The sequence below is a fragment of the Streptomyces sp. NPDC024687 genome (assembly GCF_055559055.1).
Genome location: NZ_JBVHLJ010000001.1, coordinates 1,139,772 through 1,165,779 on the forward strand (window position 1 = coordinate 1,139,772; position 26,008 = coordinate 1,165,779).

General features: G+C 71.6%; 25 protein-coding genes. 16 read left to right on the forward strand and 9 right to left on the reverse strand.

Annotated elements, in window-relative coordinates:
* Nucleotides 1–439 precede the first annotated feature (439 nt).
* The gene (locus tag ACZ39I_RS05060; RefSeq protein WP_467242872.1) at nucleotides 440–1,285 is read right to left on the reverse strand and encodes a DUF4184 family protein; all 846 of its coding nucleotides are present in this window, start codon (nucleotides 1,283–1,285) and stop codon (nucleotides 440–442) included.
* A 308-nt stretch (nucleotides 1,286–1,593) separates the two neighbouring features.
* Between ACZ39I_RS05060 and ACZ39I_RS05065 the strand changes: the two genes are divergently transcribed.
* The 3 genes from ACZ39I_RS05065 to pgfA all read left to right on the forward strand — a co-directional run bounded on the left by ACZ39I_RS05065 (nucleotide 1,594) and on the right by pgfA (nucleotide 4,643).
* Nucleotides 1,594–3,351, forward strand: a complete 1,758-nt coding sequence (locus tag ACZ39I_RS05065; RefSeq protein WP_467242873.1) for a lytic transglycosylase domain-containing protein — start codon at nucleotides 1,594–1,596, stop codon at nucleotides 3,349–3,351.
* A gap of 149 nt (nucleotides 3,352–3,500) precedes the next feature.
* Nucleotides 3,501–3,635 carry an SPW_0924 family protein gene (locus tag ACZ39I_RS05070; RefSeq protein WP_352382709.1) on the forward strand — a complete coding sequence of 45 codons (135 nt, stop codon included), beginning with the start codon at nucleotides 3,501–3,503 and terminating at the stop codon, nucleotides 3,633–3,635.
* A 21-nt stretch (nucleotides 3,636–3,656) separates the two neighbouring features.
* Nucleotides 3,657–4,643, forward strand: a complete 987-nt coding sequence (gene pgfA / locus ACZ39I_RS05075; protein ID WP_467242874.1) for a cell envelope lipid trafficking protein PgfA — start codon at nucleotides 3,657–3,659, stop codon at nucleotides 4,641–4,643.
* On the opposite strand, the gene hrpB is transcribed toward pgfA, so the two are convergent.
* Together hrpB and ACZ39I_RS05085 are read right to left on the reverse strand one after the other, a co-directional pair.
* Complete coding sequence (hrpB, locus tag ACZ39I_RS05080) at nucleotides 4,633–7,107, reverse strand: ATP-dependent helicase HrpB (protein ID WP_467242875.1); 2,475 nt, start codon at nucleotides 7,105–7,107, stop codon at nucleotides 4,633–4,635. The two genes, pgfA and hrpB, sit on opposite strands and share 11 nt — an antisense overlap.
* Before the next feature lie 31 nt (nucleotides 7,108–7,138).
* On the reverse strand, nucleotides 7,139–8,032 hold the full coding sequence (locus ACZ39I_RS05085) for a class I SAM-dependent methyltransferase (RefSeq protein WP_467242876.1): 894 nt from the start codon (nucleotides 8,030–8,032) through the stop codon (nucleotides 7,139–7,141).
* A gap of 316 nt (nucleotides 8,033–8,348) precedes the next feature.
* Between ACZ39I_RS05085 and rpsA the strand changes: the two genes are divergently transcribed.
* The 4 genes from rpsA to ACZ39I_RS05105 all read left to right on the forward strand — a co-directional run bounded on the left by rpsA (nucleotide 8,349) and on the right by ACZ39I_RS05105 (nucleotide 12,054).
* Complete coding sequence (rpsA, locus tag ACZ39I_RS05090) at nucleotides 8,349–9,857, forward strand: 30S ribosomal protein S1 (RefSeq protein ID WP_467242877.1); 1,509 nt, start codon at nucleotides 8,349–8,351, stop codon at nucleotides 9,855–9,857.
* A 181-nt stretch (nucleotides 9,858–10,038) separates the two neighbouring features.
* Nucleotides 10,039–10,977 (forward strand): PAC2 family protein, encoded by a 939-nt coding sequence (locus ACZ39I_RS05095; protein WP_352382700.1) that lies wholly within the window; start codon nucleotides 10,039–10,041, stop codon nucleotides 10,975–10,977.
* A gap of 28 nt (nucleotides 10,978–11,005) precedes the next feature.
* Nucleotides 11,006–11,623 carry a dephospho-CoA kinase gene (gene coaE / locus ACZ39I_RS05100; protein ID WP_467242878.1) on the forward strand — a complete coding sequence of 206 codons (618 nt, stop codon included), beginning with the start codon at nucleotides 11,006–11,008 and terminating at the stop codon, nucleotides 11,621–11,623.
* 50 nt (nucleotides 11,624–11,673) lie between these two features.
* The gene (locus ACZ39I_RS05105; protein ID WP_467242879.1) at nucleotides 11,674–12,054 is read left to right on the forward strand and encodes a tetratricopeptide repeat protein; all 381 of its coding nucleotides are present in this window, start codon (nucleotides 11,674–11,676) and stop codon (nucleotides 12,052–12,054) included.
* A 146-nt stretch (nucleotides 12,055–12,200) separates the two neighbouring features.
* Here the strand turns inward: ACZ39I_RS05105 and ACZ39I_RS05110 are convergent, their stop codons facing one another.
* On the reverse strand, nucleotides 12,201–12,467 hold the full coding sequence (locus ACZ39I_RS05110) for a DUF6343 family protein (protein ID WP_467243322.1): 267 nt from the start codon (nucleotides 12,465–12,467) through the stop codon (nucleotides 12,201–12,203).
* A 75-nt stretch (nucleotides 12,468–12,542) separates the two neighbouring features.
* On the opposite strand from ACZ39I_RS05110, the gene ACZ39I_RS05115 reads away from it, so the two are divergent.
* From ACZ39I_RS05115 to ACZ39I_RS05125, 3 genes are all read left to right on the forward strand, one after another.
* Nucleotides 12,543–13,442: an acyltransferase domain-containing protein gene (locus tag ACZ39I_RS05115; RefSeq protein WP_467242880.1), complete on the forward strand. Its 900-nt coding sequence runs from the start codon at nucleotides 12,543–12,545 to the stop codon at nucleotides 13,440–13,442.
* Nucleotides 13,443–13,504: 62 nt separating this feature from the next.
* Nucleotides 13,505–14,218 (forward strand): class I SAM-dependent methyltransferase, encoded by a 714-nt coding sequence (locus tag ACZ39I_RS05120; RefSeq protein WP_467242881.1) that lies wholly within the window; start codon nucleotides 13,505–13,507, stop codon nucleotides 14,216–14,218.
* A gap of 110 nt (nucleotides 14,219–14,328) precedes the next feature.
* Nucleotides 14,329–14,796, forward strand: a complete 468-nt coding sequence (locus tag ACZ39I_RS05125; RefSeq protein WP_467242882.1) for a DoxX family protein — start codon at nucleotides 14,329–14,331, stop codon at nucleotides 14,794–14,796.
* Between the two features lie 122 nt (nucleotides 14,797–14,918).
* Here ACZ39I_RS05125 and ACZ39I_RS05130 read toward each other — a convergent pair whose 3' ends face one another.
* Nucleotides 14,919–15,611 (reverse strand): RNA-binding S4 domain-containing protein, encoded by a 693-nt coding sequence (locus ACZ39I_RS05130; RefSeq protein WP_467242883.1) that lies wholly within the window; start codon nucleotides 15,609–15,611, stop codon nucleotides 14,919–14,921.
* A gap of 147 nt (nucleotides 15,612–15,758) precedes the next feature.
* On the opposite strand from ACZ39I_RS05130, the gene ACZ39I_RS05135 reads away from it, so the two are divergent.
* Complete coding sequence (locus ACZ39I_RS05135; RefSeq protein WP_467242884.1) at nucleotides 15,759–16,490, forward strand: uracil-DNA glycosylase; 732 nt, start codon at nucleotides 15,759–15,761, stop codon at nucleotides 16,488–16,490.
* Nucleotides 16,491–16,499: 9 nt separating this feature from the next.
* A complete protein-coding gene (pip, locus tag ACZ39I_RS05140) occupies nucleotides 16,500–17,468 on the forward strand; it encodes a prolyl aminopeptidase (RefSeq protein WP_467242885.1) in 969 nt (322 codons plus the stop codon).
* Here pip and ACZ39I_RS05145 read toward each other — a convergent pair.
* On the reverse strand, nucleotides 17,465–18,133 hold the full coding sequence (locus ACZ39I_RS05145) for a GntR family transcriptional regulator (RefSeq protein WP_467242886.1): 669 nt from the start codon (nucleotides 18,131–18,133) through the stop codon (nucleotides 17,465–17,467). The genes pip and ACZ39I_RS05145 overlap by 4 nt on opposite strands.
* A gap of 175 nt (nucleotides 18,134–18,308) precedes the next feature.
* Here ACZ39I_RS05145 and ACZ39I_RS05150 point away from each other — a divergent pair, with 175 nt between their 5' ends.
* On the forward strand, nucleotides 18,309–19,781 hold the full coding sequence (locus ACZ39I_RS05150; protein WP_467242887.1) for an NCS1 family nucleobase:cation symporter-1: 1,473 nt from the start codon (nucleotides 18,309–18,311) through the stop codon (nucleotides 19,779–19,781).
* Nucleotides 19,782–19,783: 2 nt separating this feature from the next.
* Nucleotides 19,784–20,503, forward strand: coding sequence for an aspartate/glutamate racemase family protein (locus ACZ39I_RS05155; protein ID WP_467242888.1), 720 nt, complete (start codon nucleotides 19,784–19,786; stop codon nucleotides 20,501–20,503).
* 8 nt (nucleotides 20,504–20,511) lie between these two features.
* On the opposite strand, the gene ACZ39I_RS05160 is transcribed toward ACZ39I_RS05155, so the two are convergent.
* Nucleotides 20,512–20,961 (reverse strand): GNAT family N-acetyltransferase, encoded by a 450-nt coding sequence (locus tag ACZ39I_RS05160; RefSeq protein WP_467242889.1) that lies wholly within the window; start codon nucleotides 20,959–20,961, stop codon nucleotides 20,512–20,514.
* Complete coding sequence (locus tag ACZ39I_RS05165; protein ID WP_467243323.1) at nucleotides 20,958–21,371, reverse strand: RidA family protein; 414 nt, start codon at nucleotides 21,369–21,371, stop codon at nucleotides 20,958–20,960. The genes ACZ39I_RS05160 and ACZ39I_RS05165 overlap by 4 nt, the downstream gene beginning before the upstream one ends.
* A gap of 703 nt (nucleotides 21,372–22,074) precedes the next feature.
* Here ACZ39I_RS05165 and ACZ39I_RS05170 point away from each other — a divergent pair.
* Both ACZ39I_RS05170 and ACZ39I_RS05175 read left to right on the forward strand, forming a co-directional pair.
* A complete protein-coding gene (locus ACZ39I_RS05170) occupies nucleotides 22,075–22,839 on the forward strand; it encodes a nucleotidyltransferase domain-containing protein (RefSeq protein ID WP_467242890.1) in 765 nt (254 codons plus the stop codon).
* A gap of 219 nt (nucleotides 22,840–23,058) precedes the next feature.
* A complete protein-coding gene (locus tag ACZ39I_RS05175) occupies nucleotides 23,059–24,975 on the forward strand; it encodes an FUSC family protein (RefSeq protein WP_467243324.1) in 1,917 nt (638 codons plus the stop codon).
* 3 nt (nucleotides 24,976–24,978) lie between these two features.
* Here the strand turns inward: ACZ39I_RS05175 and ACZ39I_RS05180 are convergent, their stop codons facing one another.
* Nucleotides 24,979–25,968, reverse strand: a complete 990-nt coding sequence (locus ACZ39I_RS05180) for an endonuclease/exonuclease/phosphatase family protein (RefSeq protein WP_467242891.1) — start codon at nucleotides 25,966–25,968, stop codon at nucleotides 24,979–24,981.
* Between the last annotated feature and the right edge of the window lie 40 nt (nucleotides 25,969–26,008).

Here is a 26,008-nt window from a genome sequence, read left to right on the forward strand (position 1 = left end):
AACCGGACCCGGCACCCCGATACCCGCCCCGCCCAAGCCCACCGCAGCGTTCGTCACTCGCGTGGCCCCCGCAACCGCGCCCCCGCCCCGGCCCCCGGCCAGGATGCCGTCATGGGTATACGCATGCTTCACCGCCGGGCGGGTCCCGGACGGACGCAGGCACAGGCGCACGCCGACAAGGCCCCGGCCGGGCGACGATCCCCGGTTCCGGCCCACGCGGCCGCCGCAAGCACCGCCCGCATCCCCTTCGACCTGGCGACACTCCTGCGCCGGACGCGAGGCAGGGTCCGCCTCACCACCCTGCGTCACGCCGCCACAGAACGGGACGCCGCCCAGTGGGCCGAGCTGGCCCTCAGTTACCTCGCTCTCGCCCTCACCCTGCTGCCCCGGTCCCGTCCGATGCCCACCATGACAGTGTTCATCGCGGCCGTGGACGCCGTCAGCGAGCGAGCGGGAGACCGGCCTCTTCCCGGGCGTCGGACGCCGGGGCCGGGCGCCACAGCCTGACCCCCGCGGCGTAGAGCACTATTCCGAGCACCAGGCCGGCGCCCGCGCCGAAGCAGAGAGTCGGGATCAGTTCCCAGGGCTTCGCGGTGGAGCCCCAGTACGCCCACCACTGCGAAACCCGCCGCAGCGCGCCCACCGTCACGCACCCGCCGATCACGGCCACGGCCCACCACCTGTCCCGCACCGACAGCACGGGGACACCGGGTGGCTCGGCCACCCAGGGCGCCCGGCGCAGCGCGTGCGCGCAGAACGCGGCGATCACCACCGCGGCCAGCGCCGAACCGCCGTACTGCAGATACCAGTACAGAGGGGACCCGGCCAGCTCCCGGCCGAGGACCGGGAACAGCCGCATCCCCCATCGGTCGTGATGCGTGAACGCGTCCCACACGACATGGGTCAGGGCCCCCAGAGCGGCGGAGACGTACCACCGTGCGACCAGACCCGTACTCACGCGCGCGCGTGGCACCCCGCAGCGCAGGAGCGTCGCCACGCTGCCCTGTCGCCTTCGGGGCAGCAGGGCCACCAGCGGCTCTCGCAGGAGCAGCCACAGGCCCACCAGTGCCCAGGCGACGAGCACATCGATCGTGAAGACGCCCGGGAAGGAGTGTGTGACGGTGCCGAAGCCCATCGCCCCCGGAACGACATTTGCCGCGTAATAGGTCATGTCGGGCGAGAAGGATCCGGCCACGAGCACGGCCGGAACCAGTCGGCCCCGGCCCGTTCCGTCGGTGCGCACCGCGGGCAGTACCGCCGCCGCATGGCTCAGGGTGAACGGCAACGGGGCTCCTCGCGGCGGCTGTTGGGCGGGCGGCGGCCCGGGTGGTCGGTCCCGTCCAGTATGAGCGACGCGGACCCGCAGCGATCGAACATGGCCAACCGGTGAATACCGGGCACGAACCGGTGTCCGCGAAAAGGAAGTTGTCGTAGGGTCACACGGGTCACCGCGCTGGGGAGCTCGGTCCGACGTGCGAATCAGGAATTGCCGTGCGTCACAGGGGCAACCTCCAGGGTGGCTCGACTGTCTCAACCGGACGAGAGCGACAGACGGACAAGGGCGCTCGGGCGTCCACAGGAGGGGTTCACTTTATGGCGGCGCAATTCGGCAGGAGGCTGCGCAAGGGAGCGGTGACCACCGCCGTGGCCGCGGCCGCGGTCGCGGCACTGTCCGCCTCCCAGGCCCCGGGGGCCACGGTCGACGACAACGGCAGATCGACCGCCGCCGACGCCCAGCCCTCGCCCGACGCGGCCACCGGTGACGGCGGCGCCACCGGCAACTCGCCGTACTACACGGACCTGCCACCGCTGAACACCCCGAGCCCCGCGCCGACCGACGGCACCGCCCCGACCATCTCTCCGGTGGAGTCAGAGGCGGGCATACCCGCGACCGTCCTCGCCGCCTACAAGCAGGCCGCGGCCGAACTCCAGGAGTCCAAGCCCGGCTGCAACCTGCCCTGGCAACTCCTCGCCGCCATCGGGCAGGTCGAGTCGGGCCAGGCCCGCGGCGGCCGCGTCGACGCCGACGGCACCACGACCTCCAAGATCCTCGGCCCGCAGCTCGACGGCAACGGCTTCGAACTCATCCGGGACACCGACAACGGTGCCTACGACGGTGACAGCGCCTACGACTCGGCCGTCGGGCCCATGCAGTTCATCCCGTCCACCTGGGCGTGGGCCGGTCGTGACGGCAACGGCGACGGGGTGAAGGACCCGAACAACATTTACGACGCCGCTCTCGCCACCGGTCACTACCTGTGCCGCAACGGCTGGGACCTGTCGGACAGCGGCGACCTGGACAGCGCGATCCTCAGCTACAACCCCTCGCGGCACTACGTGAACACGGTCCTGTCGTGGCTGGAGTACTACCGCAAGGGCACCTACGAGGTCCCCGACGGCACCGGCACGATCCCGGACAGCCGCAGCGACGGCAGCAACGGCAACGGCAGCAGCGGGGGTTCGTACTCCTCGCCGTCGCCGCCCTCGACGCCGCACCCGTCGAAGCCGGGCAGGCCCGGCTCGCCGAGCCCGACCCCGCCGTCGACCACCCCGCCGTCCACGACCCCGCCCCCGTCGGGGAACCCCACCACTCCGCCCCCGACGACCCCGGTCACTCCCACCCAGTCCGTGGACCACCTGGAGGACTCGGGCACCGCGAAGCTCACCGCCATGGCGGGCGACGCGTTCGCCGGGCAGATCAGCACCAAGGCGGAGAACGCCGCGGGCAAGGGCGTCGCCAAGGTCCGGATCCGCTTCACGATCGTCGGCGACACCGACGCCACCTTCACCGGCGGCGAGAAGGTCGCCACCGCGCTGACGGGCAGCTCCGGTGTGGCCACCGCGCCCGCGCTCCAGGCGGGCGAGACCACCGGCACCTTCACGGTCCGCGCCGCCCTCATCGGCCGTACCGTCACCGGCCCGGACTACACGGCCACCGTCACCCAGCGCGTCGCCGACACCCTCGTGCGCACCGGCGACACCGCCCTGACGTGCGTCCCCGGCGGCCAGTTCGCCGACGCGGTCCAGCTCAAGGCCACCTACAAGGACGCCGTCGCCGACAAGGTCACCGCTACCGCCACCCTGATCAAGTCGGCCGACGACGCGACCGCGAACGACAAGGGCCCCTACTTCAAGGACGCCGACGGCAAGACCGTCCGCACCCTGACGGGCCTCACCACGGACGCGGACGGCCTGCTGAAGCTGCCGCAGCTCTACGCCGACGACACCACCGGCACTTTCGTGCTCCGCATCACCACCGCGGGCGGCGCGACGCTCGACGTGACGCTGACGGTGGCGGCGGTCACGGAGACCTCCGCGAGCCCCTCGCCGAGCGCGAGCGCCAGTTCGTAGGGCGCGAGACCCACACCCCGGAGGGCGTCTTCTCCGCTACGGCGGACAAGGCGCCCTCCGTGCGTGTACGAGCTGTTCTCATCTCGCCCGGGCGTTGCTACGGTGCCGGACCTGACGATGTATCAGTTCCCGCCCGCCGGGAGGCAGACATGCGCGCCCTGATCGCCGCCGTGACCGGCCTCGCCCTCGCGTTCGCGCTGGTCCTCACGATCACCGCGCTGGGCACGCCGGCCGGCGGGACATCCCCCAAGCCGCTGCTGACCACGGTGCCCGCACACCCGTAACCGTCCGCTCGGGAGGCCGAGATGCGCCGCAAGACCAGCCTGGTCCTGCTCGCCCTCGCCGTGTTCTTCGCGGCGCTGTCCCCGCTGCTGCGCTGGTACGCCTTCCCGCGCCTGGCCAAGGTCCCCGCGAACCAGTACCAGGACATGGTCCTGGAGGCCAGGGACGCGACCCTCATCGACTACAACGACGGACTGAAGGCGAAGAAGGTCCCCAAGATCACCATCGTGCAGACCCTCAAGGGCAACGTGGAGGCCTCGGAGAAGATCGAGAAGACGGCCGGGAAGGACATCGTCGTCTGGGACGGCCTGTCCTACGTCGTCGGGCCCGACGGCAAGATGGTCTCCAAGGTCCCCGAGCGCTACATCTTCGACGCCCACACCCAGGATCCCGTCCACGCCACCGGCGAGTCGGTCGACGGCGACCCCGTCAAGCGCGAGGGCATCGAGTTCAAGTGGCCCTTCCTCACCGAGAAACGGGACTACCAGTACTTCGACGCCCAGGCCCGCACCACGGCCCCCATCCACTACAAGGGCACCCAGAACTTCCGCGGCGTCGACGTCTACTACTTCGAGCAGACCATCCCCTGGACCAAGGTGCCCTTCCCGAAAACCATGCCGGTCCAGGGCATCACCCCCCAGTCCCTCGCCAAGACCGGCACCACGCGCTGGTACACCACGGTCCGCAAGTTCTGGGTCGAACCCCTCACCGGCGCCCCCGTCTACGGCGAGGAACTCCACAAGGAGGAACTGCGCGGCGGCACCCTGCTCGGCGGCCGCGACAAGGTGACGGTCTTCGCCGGCGACGTGAAGATGCGCGAGGACTACATCAGGCACACGGTCGACCTGGTCAAGTCGAACCGCACCCTCGTCCTCCTCATGACCTCCTACCTGCCGTGGGGCTTCCTGATCCTGGGCGTCCTGCTGCTGGCGCTCGCGCTGCTGCTCGAAGCCCGCGGCCGCCGCCCGGTCCCCGCCGAGGTCGACGAACCCGAACCGGTCACCGCCTGAGCCGCGCGCTGGTGTACCGGGTCGGCTCGGCGCCCGCCGGATCCTCCGGCCACGGATGCTTCGGATACCGGCCGCGCAGCTCCGCCCGCACGCCCTTGTAGCCGTCCTTCCAGAAGGAGGCGAGGTCGGCGGTGACCGCGGCGGGGCGCCCGGCGGGGGACAGGAGATGGACCAGAAGCGGCACCCCGGCGATCCGGGGCGACTCCTGCAGCCCGAACATCTCCTGCAACTTCACCGCCAGGACGGGCTGTTCGGGCGTGCCGTAGTCGATCCGGATTCTGGACCCGCTCGGTACGGCGATCCGTTCGGGCGCCAGCTCGTCCAGACGCGTGGCCTCGCCGGAGGCCCAGGGCAGGAGCCTTTGCAGTGCCTGGCCGGCGTCGATGCGCGCCAGGTCGGCCCGTCGGCGGGCACGGCTCAGCTCGGGCTCCAGCCATTCGTCCACGCGCGCGTGGAGCGCGTCAGCGGAGACGTCGGGCCACGGGTCGCCGAGGTGATGGCGCAAAAACGCCAGCCGCTGCCGCAGGACGTCCGCGTCGGGTGTCCACCGCAGCAGCCGTAGCCCTTCCTGGCGGAGCCCTTCGAGCAGGGCCTCGCGTACGAGGGCGGGGTCCGCGTCCTTCAGCGGCCGTACCGCGAGCTCGATCGCGCCGAGCCGCTCCACCCGGCGGGCCACGACGTCCCCGTCCGCCCAGTGCACCTCCTGTCGCTCGGAGTACAGGGACGCGGCGGCCGTCCGGGCCGTGTCCTCGTCGATCACGGCGGCGAGCCGCACACGCGCGTGTCCCTTTCCCAGGGGCCGGTCCGCCACGGCCACCGCGATCCAGGGCGAGCCCCGGAGCGGGGAGCCTTCGGAGAGTTCGGCGCGGGTGCCGGAGGCCATGAGGTAGGAGCCCGAGTCGGCCCTGGCGACCCGCTCGGGGAAGGCGAGCGCGGCGACGAGACCCTCGCCGCCGGTGTCCGCCCCGGTGAACCGCGTCGAGGCGGACCGCAGCCGCCGCACCTCCGCCCGCCACCGTCCCGCGTAGGCGCCGCCGCCCCGCCGAGCGGTCCGTACGGCGGCCGCCAGGTCGTCGCCGTACTCCCTGGGCGGCTCCTCCGACAGCAGTGCGACTGCCTCGGCGCCCGCGCCGGAGGTGTCCAGCAGCGCCCGTCCCAGCCGGGGATGCAGGCCCAGGCGGGCCAGCCGCGCCCCCCGCTCGGTCGCCCGGCCGTCCGCGTCCACCGCTCCCACGGCCGTGAGCACGGCCCGCGCGGCCGCCATCGCCCCGCCCGGTGGCGGATCCAGCAGGGCGAGCCCGGACGCGTCCGGATCGCCCCAGCAGGCCACCTGCAGGGCGAACGCCGTCAGGTCGGCGACCTTGATCTCCGGCGACGGGAAACGCGGCAACCGGGCGTCCTCGGCCTCCGCCCAGCACCGGTACACCGCACCCGGCGCCTCCCGCCCGGCCCGTCCCGCCCGCTGCCGCCCGGCAGCCTGCGAGGCCCGCACGGTCGCGAGCGCGCTCAACCCGCGCGCATGGTCGACCCGCGGCTCCCGCGCGAGCCCCGAGTCGACGACCACCCGCACCCCGGGCACGGTCAGGGACGACTCGGCCACGGCGGTCGCCAGCACCACCCGGCGCCGCTCCCCGCCCGCCAGCACCGCGTCCTGTACGGCCGCCGGCGCCCGCCCGTGCACCTGGAGCACCTCCACGTCACCGAGAGCGCCCAGCTGCCCGGCCACGCGCGCGATCTCGCCCACGCCCGGCAGGAAGCACAGCACATCTCCCGCCCGCTCCGAGAGCGCCCGTCGTACCACCGACGCCACATGCGTGAGCAGCGCGGGATCGACCCGCATGCCGTGCGGCGGGCGTACGGGACGCGTCGGGGGCACCCACACGACCTCCACCGGATGCGCGACACCCGCCGCCTCGACCACGGGCGCGTCGCCCAGCAACCGCGCCCACCCCTGTGCGTCGGTCGTCGCGGACGCGGCCACCAGCCGCAGCTCCGGCCGCAGAGCCTGCCGTACGTCCCACAGGAAGGCCGCCGTCGTGTCCGCGTCCAGGTGCCGCTCGTGGCACTCGTCGAGCACCACCACGTCGACACCCGTCAGCTCCTGGTCGCGCTGGAGCCGCTGGAGCAGCACACCCGTCGTGACGACCTCCACGCGCGCGTGCGGCCCGACCACCCGCTCGCCGCGCACGGTGTAGCCGACGCTCGCGCCGACCTTCTCGCCCAGCAGCCACGCCATCCGCCGGGCGGCCGCGCGGGCGGCGATACGGCGGGGTTCGGCGACGACGACCGTCCGCGCGGGTGCGCCGGAGTCCAGCAGGCCCGCGAGGACCAGCGGGACGAGGGTCGTCTTGCCGGTGCCGGGTGGGGCGACGAGGACGGCCGTGCCGTGTCCTTCCAGGGCGTCGTCCAGCGCCGGCAGGGCGCCGCGTACGGGAAGGGAGTCCAGGGCGTCGTAACGGATCACGCCCCCAGTGTCGTACGACCGCCGGAGTGCCTCAGTCGCGCTCGCACACGAAGATCGCGGTCCCGGGGATCAGGTTCCCGCGCAACGGGGACCAGCCGCCCCACTCCGAGGTGTTCCAGACCTGCCACTCCGGCTCCACCAGGTCGACCAGGCGGAAGCCGCCGGCCACCACGTCACGGACCCGGTCGCCGATCGTGCGGTGGTGCTCGACGTAGACCGCGCGGCCCTCCTCGTCCTGTTCGACGTAGGGCGTGCGGTCGAAGTAGGAGGCGGAGACGGACAGGCCCTCGGGGCCGGGCTCGTCCGGGAAGGCCCAGCGGATGGGGTGGGTCACCGAGAAGACGAGGCGGCCGCCCGGGCGCAGGACGCGGCGCACCTCCTTCAGGACCAGTACCGGGTCGGCGACGAAGGGCAGCGCGCCGTACGCCGAGCACGCCAGGTCGAAGGAGCCGTCCGCGAAGGGGAGCGCGCCGGCGTCGGCGCACACCAGGGGGAAGGACGTACCGATGCGCAGGGCGTGCTGGAGCTGGCGGTGGGAGATGTCGAGGGCGACCGGGCGAGCACCCTGCTCGGCCAGCCAGCGCGCGCACTGGGCGGCGCCGGCGCCGATCTCCAGGACGTCCCTGCCCTTGAGGTCCTCGGGCGGGCCCAGCAGCTCGGCCTCCACCTCGTCGAGGCCCTCGGGGCCCCACACGAAACGGTCGTCGCCGAGGAACGTGCCGTGCTCGACCTGGTAGTCGTCGGCGTTGCGGTCCCACCAGCCCCGGTTGGCCCGGACACTCTCGGTGATGTTCGCGTCGCGGCGGGTGGCCTGCGACTTGGCGTCCGGGCCGGACTCCTGCGGGTGTGATGCGGGCTCTTGGATGATCGGCTCCCTCGTATTAGTCTGCGGCTCTTCCGGCCGACCCGTCGTGACGGCCGTCATAAATGGGGCGCCGTCACGCGTGCGTGGCCTCGTGAGACAGGTTTTGTGCCGGGTATGCGGCGATCCGCCCCGGGTGTGCGCCTTCGCGCATTGACCCTGCCTGGCTGCCCCCGTATGCTACAAGTTGCGCTGCGGGCCTGCGCTCCTCAGACGTAGCAGGCTGCGCTCGCATCTGTTGTATGTCCCCTCGGTTTTCGAGGCGCCACCAGTAAGTTTGTGTGGCGCTTCCTTGGCTGTCCGGCTTCTTCAGAGCGAAACAGGCTCCCGGCGTAAGCAGTACCTACGACTCACTGTCCGTACCGGAGCCCTTTCCCACATGACGAGCAGCACCGAGACCACCTCTACCACTCCGCAGGTAGCGGTCAACGACATCGGTAACGAGGAAGCCTTCCTCGCCGCGATCGACGAGACGATCAAGTACTTCAACGACGGCGACATCGTCGACGGCGTCATCGTGAAGGTCGACCGGGACGAGGTCCTGCTCGACATCGGTTACAAGACCGAAGGCGTTATCCCGAGCCGCGAGCTCTCCATCAAGCACGACGTCGACCCCAACGAGGTCGTCGCCGTGGGCGATGAGATCGAGGCCCTTGTTCTCCAGAAGGAGGACAAGGAAGGCCGCCTGATCCTCTCGAAGAAGCGCGCCCAGTACGAGCGTGCCTGGGGCACCATCGAGAAGATCAAGGAAGAAGACGGCATCGTCACCGGTACCGTCATCGAGGTCGTCAAGGGTGGTCTCATCCTCGACATCGGCCTCCGTGGCTTCCTGCCGGCCTCCCTCGTCGAGATGCGCCGCGTTCGCGACCTCCAGCCTTACGTGGGCAAGGAGCTCGAGGCCAAGATCATCGAGCTGGACAAGAACCGCAACAACGTGGTCCTGTCCCGCCGTGCCTGGCTCGAGCAGACCCAGTCCGAGGTTCGCCAGACGTTCCTCACGACCCTGCAGAAGGGCCAGGTCCGCTCCGGCGTCGTCTCCTCGATCGTCAACTTCGGTGCGTTCGTGGACCTCGGTGGCGTCGACGGTCTGGTTCACGTCTCCGAGCTCTCCTGGAAGCACATCGACCACCCCTCCGAGGTTGTCGAGGTCGGCCAGGAAGTCACCGTCGAGGTTCTCGACGTCGACATGGACCGCGAGCGTGTCTCCCTGTCGCTGAAGGCGACCCAGGAAGACCCGTGGCAGCAGTTCGCCCGCACGCACCAGATCGGCCAGGTCGTGCCCGGCAAGGTCACGAAGCTGGTTCCGTTCGGTGCGTTCGTCCGCGTGGACGAGGGCATCGAGGGTCTGGTCCACATCTCCGAGCTGGCCGAGCGCCACGTGGAGATCCCGGAGCAGGTCGTCCAGGTCAACGACGAGATCTTCGTCAAGGTCATCGACATCGACCTCGAGCGCCGTCGCATCAGCCTCTCGCTGAAGCAGGCCAACGAGGCCTTTGGTTCGGACCCGGCGTCGGTCGAGTTCGACCCGACCCTGTACGGCATGGCCGCGTCGTACGACGACCAGGGCAACTACATCTACCCCGAGGGCTTCGACCCCGAGACCAACGACTGGCTCGAGGGCTACGAGTCCCAGCGTGAGGTGTGGGAGAACCAGTACGCCGAGGCGCAGACCCGCTTCGAGCAGCACCAGCAGCAGGTCATCAAGTCCCGCGAGGCCGACGCGGCTGCTGCCGCCGAGGGCGGGGACGCCGCTGGTGCGGCTCCGGCCGCGAGCAGCGGTGGCGGTGGCAGTTCGTACTCCTCCGAGGGTGCGGACACCTCCGGCGCGCTGGCTTCGGACGAGGCGCTCGCCGCGCTCCGCGAGAAGCTGGCGGGTGGACAGAGCTGAACGCCCACTGAGCAGTAGCTCTTGACTGAGGGGCCGTACCTTTCGGGGTACGGTCCCTCAGTGTTTGTCCGACGGCCGGTCATGAAAAGGGCGTAAGAGATGGCCTGATCAAGCGCTCGGGTGGGAATGCCGCTGTTCCAGGGCGCGTTGAAGCGTATGAACACGAGGAGGAGCGGTCACAGTGCTTGATCCGCAGGGTTTGTACGCATGGGAGCCCAAGGGCCTCGCCGTCGTAGACATGGCGCTCGCCCAGGAGTCGGCCGGCTTGGTCATGCTCTACCACTTCGACGGATACATCGACGCGGGCGAGACCGGCGACCAGATCGTCGACCGGCTGCTCGACACGCTGCCGAACCAGGTCGTGGCCCGGTTCGACCACGACCGGCTCGTGGACTACCGCGCCCGCCGTCCGCTGCTCACCTTCAAGCGCGACCGCTGGACGGACTACGAGGAGCCCACGATCGACGTGCGGCTCGTCCAGGACGCCACCGGAGCGCCCTTCCTGCTGCTGTCGGGCCCGGAGCCGGACGTGGAGTGGGAGCGTTTCGCCGCGGCCGTCCAGCAGATCGTGGAACGGCTCGGCGTCCGGCTGTCGGTGAACTTCCACGGCATCCCCATGGGCGTCCCGCACACCCGACCCGTGGGCCTCACCCCGCACGGCAACCGTCACGACCTCGTCCCCGGTCACCGCAGCCCCTTCGAGGAGGCCCAGGTGCCCGGCAGCGCCGAGGCCCTGGTCGAGTACCGGCTCATGGAGGCCGGCCACGACGTCCTGGGCGTCGCGGCACACGTCCCGCACTACATCGCGCGCTCGACCTACCCGGACGCGGCCCTGACCGTCCTGGAGGCCATCACGGCCGCCACCGGCATGGTCCTGCCCGGCATCGCCCACGCCCTGCGCACCGACGCCCACCGCACCCAGACCGAGATCGAGCGCCAGATCCAGGAGGGCGACGAGGACCTCGTGGCCCTCGTCCAGGGACTGGAGCACCAGTACGACGCGGCGGCCGGCGCGGAGACCAGGGGCAACATGCTCGCAGAGCCCGTGGACATTCCGTCGGCGGACGAGATCGGGCTCGAGTTCGAGCGCTTCCTGGCGGAACGCGAAGGCGACAACTGACGCGCGGGGAACGTCTAGGCTTCCGGTCATGCTGAAGGTGGGCCTGACCGGCGGTATCGGCGCCGGCAAGAGCGAGGTGTCGAAGCTGCTCGTGGAGCACGGCGCCGTCCTGATCGACGCGGACCGCATCGCGCGCGAGGTCGTCGCGCCGGGCACGCCCGGCCTCGCCGCGGTCGTGCAGGCCTTCGGCGAGGACGTACTCGCCGAGGACGGCAGCCTCGACCGTCCCAGGCTGGGCTCCATCGTCTTCGCCGACTCGGACCGGCTCGCCGTGCTGAACTCGATCGTGCATCCCCTGGTGGGCGCCCGCTCCCGCGAGCTCGAATCAGCCGCCGCCGAGGACGCCGTCGTCGTCCACGACGTCCCGCTCCTCACGGAGAACGCCCTCGCGCCCCTCTACGACCTCGTCGTCGTCGTCGACGCGAGCCCCGAGACCCAGCTCCACCGGCTCGTCGGGCTGCGCGGCATGACCGAACAGGACGCACGCGCGCGTATGGCCGCCCAGGCGACCCGCGAGAAGCGCCTGGAGATCGCGGACATCGTGATCGACAACGACGTACCCCTGGAAGAGCTGCGCCGACGCGTGCAGGAGGTGTGGGGTGATCTCCTGCGCCGGACTCGCGCCTCCCGGACGTCTCAGGAATAGCGTCCCCCACTGCGGGCGTTGAACCCTTCCAGTGAGGGAAGGACTGTGCCGTGCCCGAGACCAGCGGATCGACCGGACGTACTCCGGAGACGCATGTCATCGACTACCGCGCAGCCGAGCAGTTGCTCTCCGCGCGGGACCCGCGGGGCGCGGTGAAGCTGCTCGACTCCGTCATCGCCGCCCACCCGGAGAACACCGCGGCCCGGCTGCTGCGCGCGCGGGCCTTCTTCGCCGCCGCGCAACTGCGCCCCGCCGAGCTGGAGTTCGCCATCGTCCTGGAGCGCGAGCCGGACAACGCCTTCGCCCACTTCGCGCTCGCCCGCACCTATGAGCGGCAAGGTCGGCCCGACCAGGCCAGGCGGCACTTCCGGCTGGCGGCCGCCCTGGACCCGAAGCCGGAGTTCCTGAAGGCGGCAGGCTTCGACTCCTGACCGGTTGCCGTGACGTGGCGGCTCGGCCGCTGTCCGCAGCGACCAGGGCCCTTCTGGAAGACGGAGCGGCGTTCGGTGCGCGCGACAGGCGTGCGGCGTGCGCGCATGCCGGGCGTCGCGACGCCGCGCAGATCCGTCAGAAGGCCCTAGTGGCGGCGGCTCTCCGGCGGCCGGTACGGCGGGATGTCGGGGCCCGGCTGGTAGTGCGGGCCCTGACGGATGTGCCGGAGGATCATCGTCGTGTCGACGGTGATCACCAGCCAGAGCACTCCGCAGGCGACGGCCCACCCGGGGCGGCCCGCCAGCGCGAACGCGACGGTGCCGAAGACCGCCCAGACCAGCCCCCACACGCTCAGCCAGAACCGCGCCCGCAGTGCACTGCGCGCGGTCGTCGGCTCACTGCCCGTACGCATCGAGATCACCACTCCTCCTTTGCAACGTACTCTTCGGAACGGACGTTGACCAAAGGGCCGAAGAGGGGTCACCGCATGCTTCCGGACGCCGACGAACTCGCCGAGGTGCTGGTGGAACTCGCCGTGCCGCATGAGGACGTCAACGAACTCGTACGGATGGGCCGACGGGTCATGGACGACCCGGAGCTACGGCGATTTCTCGAACACTCCGTCGACGAACTGGTCCGGGACATGGGCAGGGCCGACGACCCGGTCGTCCTGCCCGAGCTCGACTGGCCGGCCGGCGCCCTCCAACGCTGCTTCCCCGTCTACGTGTTCGTGGCGGCGCTGCCCCACACGCGCGCGTACCACCGCTCACGCGGCATCCCGGCCGAGGTGTCCTGGCACACCCTCGCCGACCTCGGCCGGAACATGGCCGTGCACCGCAGGCGGTACGGCAGGGCGGGCGTGCAGTCACCGCGCTGGCTGACCCGGCACTCGCGGGGCGAGCTGTACCAACTGGGCCGACTCCAGTACGAGCGGACGCGGTACGGGCCGTGGAACAACCGGACGTTCGGGGCGGCCGGACTCGACCTCGCTCCCGGCACGCCCTGTCTGAGCCTGCACATTCCGGACTTCCTCGGCCCGCTGTCACCGCAGGCCTGCGATCGCTCGCTGGCCCTGGCCGCCGAGTTCTTCGCCCGGCACTTCCCGGAAGAGCCCTATGGCGCTGCGCTGTGCCATTCCTGGCTGCTCGACCCCCAGTTGAAGGAGTACCTGCCCGCCGACTCCAACATCGTCCGCTTCCAGAAGCGTTTCCGGCTGGCCCCCCAGGACCCGGAGCCGGAGGACAAGGAGCCCGTGCAGTTCGTGTTCGGGGATCCGGAACTGGCGGTCGAGAGCCTGCCGCGGCGGACCGCGCTGGAGCGGGCCGTCGGCGACCACCTGCGGGCCGGGCGGCACTGGTACATCGGGCACGGCTGGTTTCCCTTGTAGCTCGGACGGGTGAACCTGTGCGATGGGGGAACGGCCGTGCGGATACGGGCCGTTGGACGGGCATGGAGCTGAAGATGCGAGCGGGACACCAAGGGACGGGACCGGGGCCGATCACCCCGGACGGATGCGCGGTCCAGCTGTACAAGCGACTGCCCCTGGGAGACGAACCGGAGATCATCGCCGGGGTGGTGCCGGCGGGAGCCAGCATCCTGGAGCTGGGCTGTGGCGTGGGACGCATGACAGGCCCGCTGCTGGAGCGGGGGTTCACGGTGACCGCGGTCGACGAGTCCGCCGAGATGCTCGAGCACGTGCGGGGGGCGCGCACGATATGCGGTCCCGTCGAGGACCTCGACCTGGGCCAGACGTTCGACGTGGTGCTGCTCGCGTCGTTCCTCGTGCACAACGCCGACCTGGACGTGCGGCGCCGGATGCTGCGCGCCTGCGCCCGGCATGTGGCGGCGGGCGGCTGTGTGCTGATCCAGCGGGAGGGCGAGGACTACCACACCCGTGTGCCGCGCGAGCGGATCGACCCCAGCGGGTTGACCGTGCGGATCGTGTCGTCGGAACCGGTGGCGGAGGGCGTCCACTCGGTGCATGTGGAGTACGACTTCCCGGACGCCAGCTGGACCCAGACGTTCAGGGCCCGTCCCCTGACGCGGGAACAGTTCGAGGAGGCGCTGGAGGAGGCGGGGCTGAGAGTGGACCGGTATCTGACGGAGGACCGGATATGGGCGCGGGCAGTGCCGGTGTCGGTGCCGCCGTCGGTGACGGACTGAGGCCCGGCGTCGGCGGGAAAAATTCGGTCGCGTGGCGGCGATGAGTTCGGGTGCGGGCGCGGGTCTACCTCTGTGACAGCAACACGGACCGCTTCCCACAGGAGACCCCGATGTCCGAGACCACCGTCCCCGTCACCCACACCGCCGCTTCCGCCGCTGCCTCCCCGGTCATCGCCGAGTCCCCGACCGCCCGCGGCCGCCGGGCCCGGATCGCCCTGCGCACCCTGCAGGTCGTGCTCGCCCTGTTCTACGTGATCGCCAGCGCGCTCCCCAAGCTGATCGCGCACCCCTCGGCGGCCGAGGGCTTCGACAAGATGGGCTGGGGCAGCGCGGGGATGTACACCATCGGCGTGCTCGAACTGGCCGGCGGGATCGCCCTGTTGATCCCGGTGCTGCAGTCGGTGGCGGCCGTGGCGCTCAGCGGGCTGATGGTCGGCGCGTTCGTCGTCCAGCTGACCTACTTCGACGGGGAGAACGCGGCGACTCCGCTCATCCTGATCGTCCCGCTGGTCCTGATCGCCTGGGTCCGGCGTCGGCACAATGCGGACCTGCTGCGGCTGGTGCGACGAGGGGCATGAGGAGAGCGGACTCCACGGTCACCGCACTGAGGTCGGCGCCCTGTCCTTCGGGGAGGGGGCCGGCCTCAGTGCGGTGACCGTGGCGGGGTGCCGGGTGCCGTCAGGGCGCTCGGTCTTCGTGTTCAGCGGGAGCGCCCGCCTCTGCCTGAGTTCCCGCCCCTGCCCGAACGGTGTGCCTTGTCCGAGGCCCCTGCCGGGTCCGAGCCGCCTGCGCCTTCCGGACCGTCGGATCCGCTCAGGTCGCTCGGGCTGCTCGGGCCGCCCGGGCCGCCCGGTCCGGCGAAGCGGCTCCGGCGGCTGCCTTCCGCGAGGCCGCGCAGGCGTTCCAGCTCGCGGCGATCGCGCTTGGTCGGGCGGCCCGCGCCGCGGTCGCGGATGCCGGCGGGGGCGACGGCCACGCGGGGCGGGGGCGGGGGAGAGTTGTCGACGTAGCACTGGGCGGCCACAGGGGCGCCCACCCGCTTGCGGATCAGGCGCTTGACGATGACGACCCGTTCCCAGCCCTCCTGCCGGACCCGGACCTCGTCGCCGACGCGCAGGGAGTGGGCGGGCTTCACGCGCTCGCCGTTCACGCGCACATGCCCGCCCCGGCAGGCGGTGGCTCCCGCGGAACGGGTCTTGGCCAGGCGTACGGACCAGATCCAGCTGTCGATCCGCACGGCCTCGCCGTTCTGCGGCCCGGCGGCCTCCGCGGCGGCGACGGCGGCGGCGATCTTGGGGTCCGGGTCGACGGCGTTCGCTCCGGGACCGTCGGCCGTCGTGCCGGCCTGGCCCGTCCCACCGGTCTCGTTGTCGTCCGTAGGTTCCACAGCCATGGCTCCGACCTTAGTACCCGGGGCCGTGTGCGCCGGGTGGGTTTTCCGGGGCGGTGTCCGTCGTACGGCCCGACCAGCACTGCCCCGGCCACCATTGCCCCGGCCACCCCTGCCACCGCCCCGGCGACCTGCCCGTACCGTAGGGCCATGGACGCGCTGGCCGATCTCGACCGTCGGATCTCGGGCTGCCGTGCCTGCCCGCGGTTGGTCGAGTGGCGGGAGGAGGTGGCCCGGACCAAGCGGGCCGCGTTCGCCGACTGGACGTACTGGGGGCGGCCGGTGCCCGGCTTCGGCCCGGCGGACGCGCGGATGCTGATCGTCGGGCTCGCTCCGGCCGCGCACGGCGGGAACCGTACCGGGCGGATGTTCACCGGAGACCGTTCCGGGGACGTGCTGTACCAGGCGCTGTACGACATCGGGCTCGCCTCGCAGCCGACCGCCCTGACCGCGGACGACGGACTGGAGCTGTACGGCGTGCGGGTCACCTCGCCCGTGCACTGCGCCCCGCCCGCCAACAAGCCCACCCCCGGCGAGCGCGACACCTGCCGGCCCTGGCTCGTCCAGGAGCTGAACCTGCTGCGGCCCACGCTCCGTACCGTGGTCGTGCTCGGCGCCTTCGGCTGGCAGGCCGCGCTGCCCGCATTCGCGGAGGCCGGCTGGAGCGTGCCCCGGCCGCGGCCCGTCTTCGGACACGGGGCGCGCCTCCCGCTCGACGGCCTGGAACTCTTCGGCTGCTTCCATGTCAGCCAGCGCAACACCTTCACCGGCAAGCTCACGCCCCAGATGCTGCGGGAGGTGCTGGGCACGGCGGCAAAAGCCGCCGGACTGCGGGGCCGTACCGCCGAAAACGAGGCGACGGGCCTCCCGCACCACGGTTAGGGTCGCCGGATGCCTCTTCACCCGGAGATCGAACCGTACGACCACGGCATGCTCGACGTCGGCGACGGCAACCGCGTGTACTGGGAGACCTGCGGGAATCCGGACGGCAAGCCCGCGGTGGTGCTGCACGGTGGGCCGGGGTCCGGCTGCACGCCGTGGATGCGTCGGCTGTTCGACCCCGCCGCCTACCGGATCGTGCTCCTCGACCAGCGGGGCGCCGGGCGGTCGACGCCGCACGCGAGCGCGTACGACACCGACATGAGCGTCAACACGACCCCGCATCTCATCCGGGACCTGGAACTGCTGCGCCGGCATCTGGGGATCGAGCGGTGGCTGGTGTGGGGCATCTCCTTCGGTTCGGTGCTCGGGCTGCGGTACGCGCAGACGCATCCGGACGCCGTGACGGAGCTGGTGCTGACCGGGGTCGCGACCGGCGCGAACCCCGAAGTGGCCTTGATGACCAGGGGACTTGGGAAGATCTTCCCGGCGGCGTTCGAGCGGTTCGTCGGCGAGCTGCCGGCCGGGGAACGGGCCGGGAACGTGGCCGCCGCGTACAACCGGTTGCTGGAGTCGCCCGACGCCGAGGTGCGTGAGCGCGCGGCACAGGCGTGGACCGACTGGGAGACCGCGATCGAGTCCGCGCCGCCGCGGTCGGTGCCGCGCTACGAGGACCCGGTCTTCCGCCAGGGCTTCGCCCGTACCGTCACCCACTACTGGGGCAACGACCACTTCCTGGGCGAGGGCAACGACGAGGGCGTCGTCCTGCGCGACGCACCCCTCCTCAAGGACATCCCCGGCACCCTCGTCCAGGGCAGCCTCGACTTCGGCAACCTCCTCGGCATCGTCTGGCGGCTCCATCACGCCTGGACCGGCAGCGAGTTGACGGTGATCGACGACGGCGGACACTTCGCGGGGGACCGGGGTGTGGACGCGATGGTGGCGGCGACGGACAGATACGCGCGCGGCTGGACCCGTTAGATCATCTCTGCCGAGTCCCCGAACAGCTGCCGTACCGTCGACTCGTAGTTGGTGCGCACGTGTGCCAGGGCGTGCGCGCGGGCCCGGTCCGGGTCGCCGGAGGCGATCGCCTCGTACAGGTCGCGGTGTTCGACGAGGAGTTGGGGCCACTCCTCGTTGCGCCGGGTCATCCAGCGCAGCCGTCCCGCAACCGGTTCCAGGGCCTCGACCAGCAGGCTGTTGCGGGCCATCGCCACGATGCTGTCGTGCAGGCGGCTGTTGACGTCCGTGATGGTCTCGGCGTCGCCCGCCTCGGTCGCGGTCGCCGCGAGGTCGAGGAGCCGCTCCACCTCGGCGAGATCCTCCGGGGTCGCTCGGGCCGCGGCGAGACCGGCGGCGTACACCTCCAACGCCTCGCGCAGTTCGAAGAGTTCCTTGACGTCGTTCGGGGTCAGGCGCCGTACGACCGTGCGGCGGGGCGTCTCGAAGTGGACGAAGCCCTCGGCGACCAGCGCGCGGATCGCCTCGCGGACCGGTACCCGGGAGACCCCGAAACGGTCGGCGAGCTCCCGCTCGACCAGCCGGTCACCCGGGCGCAGTCCGCCCGCGATGATCTCCTGGCGCAGGGTGACCAGGACGCGTTCGCGGACGGCGCCGAGAGGCTCGATGTTCGTCGTGGAGCTCATGGAGCCATCTTCTCCGACGCCCAAGCCGTCGTCGGCGCCGGAGCTGTTTTACGGAGCCTTAACGAACGCGACATCGGTCGGATCTCTTGACGGGGAGACCATGTGCGCAGTTTGGTATACCAAAACCGGATGCCAGGCGGCCGCCATCCTCCTGTCCCCCGTCCTTGGAGGCCCTGTGTCCCTCGCCGACAGTGTCGAAGCCACCGGCACACCAGCGTTCGTCCCCGATCCCCGGCTCACCAACGAAGACCTGGCGCCCGCCGGCAAGCGGAACTGGAAGGTCTTCGACCTCTTCGCCATGTGGATGTCCGACGTCCACAACCTGGGCAACTACACCTTCGCGGCCGGTCTGCTGGTCCTCGGCATGAACGTGTGGCAGGTCTTCACGTCGCTGCTCGTCGGCTTCGTGATCATCTACATCGGCATGAACTGGATGGGGAAGATCGGCCAGCGCCACGGCGTGCCGTTCCCCGTCGTCAGCCGCATCAGCTTCGGTGTGTGGGGCGCCAACATCCCGGCCCTGATCCGGGCCGTGATCGCCATCATGTGGTACGGCATCCAGACCTACCTCGCCTCCGTCGCGGTCAACGTGATGCTGCTGGCCGCCTGGCCGGGCCTGGAGTCCTGGACGCACAGCTCCTTCCTCGGCCTCGACGCGCTCGGCTGGGTCTCCTTCCTCTCCCTGTGGCTGATCCAGGCGCTGATCATCAGCCAGGGCATGGAGTCGGTCAGGAAGTTCCAGGACTTCTGCGGACCGGCGATCTGGCTCGTCATGATCGCGCTGGCGATCTGGGTGCTGGCCAAGGCCGGCTGGAGCATCTCGCTCACCAGCACACCGCACCCGGTCTCCGTCGGCGAGCAGTGGCGGCAGTGGTTCGGCGCGATCGGACTGATCCTCGCCACGTACGGCACGCTGATGCTCAACTTCTGCGACTTCTCCCGCTTCGCCCCGGACTACAGGACTGTTCGCCGCGGCAACTTCTGGGGCCTGCCCATCAACTCCACGGCCTTCGTGGTCGTCTCCGTGATCGTCACCGCCGGCTCGCTGGAGGTCTGGGGCCAGGCCATCACCGACCCGGCGGAACTCGTCGCCAAGGTCGGCAACACCTGGGTGATGGTGCTGGGCGCGCTCACCTTCGCCGTCGCCACCATGGGCGTCAACATCGTCGCCAACTTCGTCTCACCGGCGTACGACCTCGCCAACGTCTGGCCGCAGAAGATCACCTTCAAGGTCGGCGGCATGATCAGCACGGTCGCGGCCCTGGTCGTGACCCCGTGGAACCTCTTCTCCAACCCCACGGTCGTCAACTACTTCCTCGGCGGCCTCGGCGCCTTCCTCGGCCCGCTGTTCGGCGTGATCATGCTCGACTACTACTGGGTCAAGAAGGGCCGCGTGGACGTCGACGAGCTGTTCAAGGCCGAGCCCGGCTCCCGCTACTACTACCGCAAGGGCGTCAACCCCAAGGCCCTGTGGGCGTTCCTGCCGGCGGCCGCGGTCGCGGGTGTCCTCGCCCTGGTGAAGACGTTCAGCGACGTGGCCCCGTACTCCTGGTTCATCGGGACGGCACTCGCGGCCGGCCTGTACGCGCTGCTGTGCCGGAGCGAGCGAGCCGCTCCTGAGGTCCCCGAGGCTGTGGAGGTCCGATAAACGTGCGGATCGCCGTCACCAACTGCAACACCACGCAGGAGATGACCGAGGAGATCGTACGAGGTGCCCGGGCCGCGGCAGGCCCGGGCACCACCGTGCTCGGGCTCACCCCCGCCTGGGGACCCGAGTCCGCGGAGGGCTGGCTCGACAGCTACCTCTCCGCGGCGGCGGTCATCGACCTGCTGCGCACCTACGAGGGGCCTTCCTACGACGCCGTCGTCATGGCCGGCTTCGGCGAGCACGGACGCGAGGGTGTCCGGGAGTTGGTGGACGTCCCGGTCGTCGACATCACCGAGGCCGCCGCTCATCTGGCCTGTCTGCTCGGCCGGCGTTACGGCGTGGTGACCACGCTGGAGCGGTCCTGCGGGCAGATCGAGGACAGCCTGGAGCTGGCGGGGGTGGGGCGCAACTGCGCCGCCGTCGTCGCCACCGGACTGGGCGTTCTCGACCTGGGCGACGCCGACCGCACGGAGGCCGCCTTCGTGGCAGCGGCCGAGCGGGCACGGGAGGCCGGCGCCGAGGTCCTGGTACTGGGGTGTGCGGGGATGACCGGGCTGCAGCGGACGGTGGGGGAGAAGCTGGGGCTTCCCGTCGTCGACGGGGTGGGGGCGGCGGTGAAGCTGGCGGAGTCGCTGGTGGGGCTGGGGCTGAACACCAGCCGGGCGGGCGGCTATGCGAAGCCGGTGCCGAAGAGGCGGGTGTGGGGACCGCGGTCGCGCTGACCGCGTGCTCAGGGCTGCCAGACGTACCGCACGTCCGGCTCCCGCTCCTCGTTGCCGCTGCCGTCGGTGCGTTCGGCCTCGACGAAGCCGTGCCGCTCGTAGAAGCGGTGGGCCGGCTTGTTGACCTGGAACGTCCACAGGCTCAGCCCCTGCGGGCTGCGTTCCTTGGCGAGCGCGAGGAACCGGTCGCCGATGCCGCGTCCCCGCCAGTCGGGGTCGAGATACAGCTGGGACAGCAGATCGCCGGCGATCACCATGAGTCCCACGACCTGTTGCTCCGCCACAGCCACCCACGTCTCCCGCGACGGCACCACGACATCCCGGATGTAGGCGCGCACCTCGTCGTCGGACCGGGGCCGTATCACCGTCGGCAACGCGGCGGCGAAGGAACGCAGATAGACGTCGGCCGTGGCGGAGGCGTCGGACGCGGTGGCCCGGCGGATGACGACCGTGCTCATCGCGAGGTCTTCTCCGGCACCACGGCCGTCGCCGTGATCTCCACCAACTGGCCGGTGTAACCGAGGCAGGCGACCCCGATCAGCGTCGACGCATGCGGACCGGTGCTCAGGCCGGACGCCTCGACGACCTCCCACACGGTGGACAGCACCGCGGGCTCGCTGCTCACCACGTGCACGTCGGTGGACAACACGTGCTCCAAGTCGCTGCCCACCGCGTGCAGTTGCTCCCGCAGATTCGCGATCACCTGCTTGGCCTGCCGCGCGGGATCCCCTTCACCCACGAGATTCCCCCTGGCGTCCAGCGGAACGGACCCGGCGAGGAACGCGAGCTTCGTGCCGGCCTCGACGACGGAGGCGTGGGAGTAGGTCGGCGGCGGAAAGAGGGCCGGGACGGTGACGCGCTGGATCACGTGGACTCCTGTGGCGAGCGGCGGACGACTTCCGATCATCGGTGCCCGGGGGACGGGACCGCACCTGAATTTCCGGGACCCCACGTCACCGGTCCGGGAGGCCGCACCGGCGCTCGCACTCCTGGGCGAGGTCGGGGTACGCCTGGGAGAGGCCGCGTAGACCCTGCGCCGCAGCAGGTGTTCCGCGGCCGCGCGTCCGGTGCGGCCGGACAGCTCGTCGAGGACGTCGTCGTAGCGGGCCGGCCGATGACGGAGGTGGTCGACCTTCCAGCGGTCGAGGTCCGCGCAGCCGGGCGGGGACTGTGGTGGCCCTTCCCGGCGATCGCGGTACCCGACGGTCGGCGCCGCCAACCGGTCCGGGGCGAGCACCGGCACCTCCCGCCGCCTGAGCGACGCGGCCTCCTTCACGGCGGCGGACCGCCGGGCGGCAACCGCCGAAGCGGCCCTGACTCCTGGCACGGAAAAACGGGTTGGGCCGGCGCAGATCCGGCTCGCCGAGCAACCGGCGGATCATCCCGGTCGTCCGGCCGCGCGCCCGGAGACCGGCAGCGGAGAGGTGCGTGCGGTGTGCCCCCGGGTCCGGATCCTTCTCGTGCGCCGCCATCGCAGGTTCCCCCGTCGTCGTAACACTGAGTGACGACTTCATTGATAACGCGTACCACTGACAATGGGCCCTCGCGCGACACCTTCGTACGCTGTGCCCATGTCCTCCACGCTCTCCGACGACGTCTTCCTCGACACCGCCGCCGACCGCCTCGCCGCGCTCCCCGCCGTCCGGGCCGTGGCCCTCGGTGGGTCCCGCGCCCAGGGAACCGCACGGCCGGACAGCGACTGGGACCTGGCGGTCTATTACCGGGGCGCCTTCGACCCGGCCGATCTCCGCGCCGTCGGCTGGGAGGGCGAGGTGTCCGAGGTCGGCGGCTGGGGCGGCGGCGTGTTCAACGGCGGCGCGTGGCTGACGATCGGCGGCCGCCGGGTGGACGTCCACTACCGGGACCTCGACGTGGTGGAACGCGAACTGACGGAGGCGGAGGCGGGACGGTTCCGGGTGGAGCCGCTGCTGTTCCACCTCGCGGGAATCCCCACCTACCTGATCGTGGCCGAACTCGCGATCAACCGGGTCCTCAGGGGTGACCTGCCACGCCCGGCGGCCTACCCGGCGAAGCTCCGCAGCTCCGCCGCCGCCCGCTGGCGGGACACCGCCCACCTCACGCTCGCCTACACCGAGGCCAACCACGCGCCGGCCGGCCGCCTCACCGAGACCGCCGGCGCGCTTGCCGTGGCCGCCGTCCAGATGGGGCACTCGGTGCTGGCGGCCCGGGGGGAATGGGTGACCAATGAGAAGCGGCTGCTGGAGCGGGCGGGGCTGCGGGACGTCGACCGGATCGTCCAGTCCCTGACCGCATCACCCGGATCGGCCGTCCGCGCGGTCACGGAGGTGCGGGAGCTGTTCGACCGAGCGGGCTGAACGGCCGCAAAGCCCCCGCCGACTCACGGCCCCGGGTTGCGTTCATAAAGAACGTGGCTTTTGCGTGCATCTTCACACGCGGGTAACACAAGTGCCCCGGACCGTCCGGGTACCCGATCTACCGTAGGAACACAGCCCAACGCCCGGTCGCCGTCGCCCGGAGGCACACCCCGGCCTCGCCCCGACGACAGGAGCCCCGTGTCCCGCCCCGCCCTACGGATGCACCTACCGCCCTGGCTCGCGCACGCTCTCCGTGCTCAGCGGGGGCCGATTCCCTGGAGCGCCGTGGTGCGGGGGGCCTTGTCCGCCGGGCCTCTCCTTCTCGCCGCCGTCCTCGTCGAGCAGACCTCCCTCGGTGTCGTCGCCGCCATCGCCGCCATGCTGGCCGGGATCAACGACCGGCCCGGGAGCCGGCGGGTCTCCGTGAAGAGGATCGGAGTGCCCGCGCTCGCCGGTGCGGTCGGCATGGTCGTCGGGACGTACGCGGGGGAGTACGTGGGGGCCGTGCCCCTCACCGTCGTCCTCACCCTCGTCGGGCTGGTCGCCGGCGGTATCAGCGCCGTCGGGCCCGTCGCCTCCGGGGCCGGTACGCAGGTGCTCGTCGCCTCGGCGATCGGGGCGGGCATGCCGTTGCCGGAGGAGGGGTGGCTGCGGGCCCTCGCCTATCTCGGCGGGGCCTGCTGGCTGCTCGGGCTGCGGCTCGTGCTGCCCACCCCCGGTGCCCTCGTCGGGGACTTCCGGTTCGACGGCGAGCGGGAGGCCGTCGCCGAGGTGTACGACGCCGTGGCCGACCTGCTCGCCGCCGCGGGCACCGAGCACGCCATCGCCCGCCGCGTCGCGCTCACCGCCGCTCTCGATCACGCCCAGGACGCGCTCGCCGGGCCCCGGCTGCGGCGGTACGCCAGCTCGTCCGCCGAGCGGCGGCTGCACGCGCAGTACGCGGCCGCGCTGCCGCTCGCCGAGGCCGCCACCGCGCTTGCCTGGGCGGAGGAAGCGGTGCCCGGACGGGCCGCCACGGGGCCCCGGCGGCTCGCCGCCGCCGTACGGGAGAACACGCACACCGGGCCGTTGCCCGCGCCGGGCCGCTCCGGGCCCGCGCTGCGGGCGCTCGACGACGCGTTGCTGCGGGCCGCCGAGGCCTTCGACCGCGGGCGGGGCGGGGATCTGCACACGCGCCGGCTCACCGTGCGGGGCCTGCTGCGGTCCGTCTTCGGGGCCGGCGGGCGGGAGTACGGGCTGCGGGTCGCCCTCTGCTTCGGGGCCAGCGTCGCCGTGGCCCAGGCCCTGCACCACTCCCACTGGTACGGGGAGCACCAGCACTGGTACTGGCTGCCCGCCACCGCCGTCTTCCTCGTCAAGCCCGACCTCGGACCGCTCGTCTCCCGGGTGCTGTGCCGGGCCGCCGGGACCGTCCTGGGCGCACTGGTCTTCGCCGGGTTCGCGCTCGTGCTGCCGCGGCCCGAAGGGCTCATCGCGCTGGTCGCCGTCAGCGGGGCCCTCATCCCCGTGGCCACCCGGCACTTCGCCGCGCAGACCGCCGTCGTCACGGTCCTCGTCCTGGCGCTCGTGATGGTCGGCGGCGAGCCGCAGGCCTCCGTCGGCCGGATCACCGAGACCCTGCTCGCCTGCGCCATCGTGCTGCTCGTGGGGCATCTGCCGATGCCGGGACAGCGGGGCGGGGGAGTACGGTCCCGGCTGGCCGCGGCGGGCGGGGCGGCGCAGGCGTACCTCGCGCACGTTCTGCGGGAGACCGAGCGGCCTGTCCCCCGGGGCGCCGGGTCCGCCGTACGCGACACCCGCACCGAGGACGCGCCGACCGAAGACACCCGCGCCCTGCGCTGGACCCTTCGGCGCGAGGCCTACCGCGCGCTCGCCGAGGCCCGTACCGCCATCGCCCTCGCCGCCGCCGAACTCCCCGCGCTCGCCCGGCATTCCGAGGGCGCCGACGAGATCGTCGCCGTGCTCGAACGGATCGTCGACACGACCACCGCGTGCGCGGTCCACCTCGACGACTCCGGGCGGCTCACCCGCGAACAGGTCCACCGGCTCACCGAACTGCTCGACGAACTCGGCCGGCTCGACGGGGGGCGGGGGCGCGTGGAGATCCGGCTGCCCGAAGTCCCCCTCGCCGGCTAGGAGTTACACCCGTACCCACACCGGGGCGTGGTCCGAGCCGGGCGTCCCCACCCGCTTGCGCGGATCCTCGTCCACCGACGGCAGTACGAGGGTGTCGTCCCGGTGCTCGGGCAGACCCGTCCCCGCCTCCAGGATGCGGCGGGCCAGACGGTGGCTCACCAGGACGTGGTCGATCAGTTCGGCGCGTCCGAAGTTGACCCGGGAGAAGCGCCGTTCCTCGGGTATGCAGGGGGCGATGTCCCACAGCCGGAACGGATCACCCGCGTCGGGCTGGTGGAACGCGCGCGGTCTGTCGAGCTCGGAGCCGGGCGGGCCGAGCAGGATCTGTGTGGTGGCGGCGTTCGCCACGTCGTTCATGTCACCGAGGACGATCACGTCCCGTTCGGTCCCGGCGCCTTCGAGCAGGAAGTCCGCGAGGGCGCGCAGGGTCGTCGCCTCGGCCGCCCGCCGGTAGAGGGCGTACGCTCCGTAGCGGGCCCGTTCGGCCTCGTCCTTCGGCTGGAAGCGGCTCCTGCCCTCGGGGCCCGGATACGACAGCAGCTTCGACTTGAGATGGGCGACCGCGACCTGGAGCAACCCGTCGCCGGCGTCGGTCTCCACGGCGAGGAAGCCGCGGCTGGTCTCCTTCACCTGCACGTCATGCTCGTTCTGCTCGTCGGGGTCGTTGACCTGCACGGGGCGCAGCCCGTCCGCGAACGCATGGGTGTCCCGCCGTATCCGCAGCGGGGTACGGCTGAGGAAGCCGACGCGGATGCCCCGGTGGTCGGCGTGCCGGGACAGCGCGGTGTGCCACTGCCCGCCGATCGCTTTGACGAGGTCGGCGAGTGTCTCCTCCTGCCCGACCTCCTGGACGCCCAGCAGCGCCGGGTCGAGCGCGGTGATCACGGAGGCGAGGGCCTCCACTTTCGCGTCGTACTCGGCCTCGCTCCCGGGGGCGCCGTCGCCGCTGCGCGGCAGCATCAGATTCTCCAGATTCCAGGTGCCGACGAGCATGCCGGACCCCTTCCAAGAGGCGTACGACGGGCGGTGGTGA

Coding starts and splice junctions, on each gene's coding strand:
- ACZ39I_RS05065 (WP_467242873.1), top strand. CDS start 1,594: ATGGCGGCGCAATTCGGCAGGAGGCTGCGCAAGGGAGCGGTGACCACC.
- ACZ39I_RS05070 (WP_352382709.1), top strand. CDS start 3,501: ATGCGCGCCCTGATCGCCGCCGTGACCGGCCTCGCCCTCGCGTTCGCG.
- pgfA (WP_467242874.1), top strand. CDS start 3,657: ATGCGCCGCAAGACCAGCCTGGTCCTGCTCGCCCTCGCCGTGTTCTTC.
- ACZ39I_RS05085 (WP_467242876.1), bottom strand. CDS start 8,032: ATGACGGCCGTCACGACGGGTCGGCCGGAAGAGCCGCAGACTAATACG.
- rpsA (WP_467242877.1), top strand. CDS start 8,349: ATGACGAGCAGCACCGAGACCACCTCTACCACTCCGCAGGTAGCGGTC.
- coaE (WP_467242878.1), top strand. CDS start 11,006: ATGCTGAAGGTGGGCCTGACCGGCGGTATCGGCGCCGGCAAGAGCGAG.
- ACZ39I_RS05110 (WP_467243322.1), bottom strand. CDS start 12,467: ATGCGTACGGGCAGTGAGCCGACGACCGCGCGCAGTGCACTGCGGGCG.
- ACZ39I_RS05115 (WP_467242880.1), top strand. CDS start 12,543: ATGCTTCCGGACGCCGACGAACTCGCCGAGGTGCTGGTGGAACTCGCC.
- ACZ39I_RS05120 (WP_467242881.1), top strand. CDS start 13,505: ATGGAGCTGAAGATGCGAGCGGGACACCAAGGGACGGGACCGGGGCCG.
- ACZ39I_RS05125 (WP_467242882.1), top strand. CDS start 14,329: ATGTCCGAGACCACCGTCCCCGTCACCCACACCGCCGCTTCCGCCGCT.
- ACZ39I_RS05130 (WP_467242883.1), bottom strand. CDS start 15,611: ATGGCTGTGGAACCTACGGACGACAACGAGACCGGTGGGACGGGCCAG.
- ACZ39I_RS05135 (WP_467242884.1), top strand. CDS start 15,759: ATGGACGCGCTGGCCGATCTCGACCGTCGGATCTCGGGCTGCCGTGCC.
- pip (WP_467242885.1), top strand. CDS start 16,500: ATGCCTCTTCACCCGGAGATCGAACCGTACGACCACGGCATGCTCGAC.
- ACZ39I_RS05145 (WP_467242886.1), bottom strand. CDS start 18,133: ATGAGCTCCACGACGAACATCGAGCCTCTCGGCGCCGTCCGCGAACGC.
- ACZ39I_RS05160 (WP_467242889.1), bottom strand. CDS start 20,961: ATGAGCACGGTCGTCATCCGCCGGGCCACCGCGTCCGACGCCTCCGCC.
- ACZ39I_RS05170 (WP_467242890.1), top strand. CDS start 22,075: ATGTCCTCCACGCTCTCCGACGACGTCTTCCTCGACACCGCCGCCGAC.
- ACZ39I_RS05175 (WP_467243324.1), top strand. CDS start 23,059: ATGCACCTACCGCCCTGGCTCGCGCACGCTCTCCGTGCTCAGCGGGGG.
- ACZ39I_RS05180 (WP_467242891.1), bottom strand. CDS start 25,968: ATGCTCGTCGGCACCTGGAATCTGGAGAATCTGATGCTGCCGCGCAGC.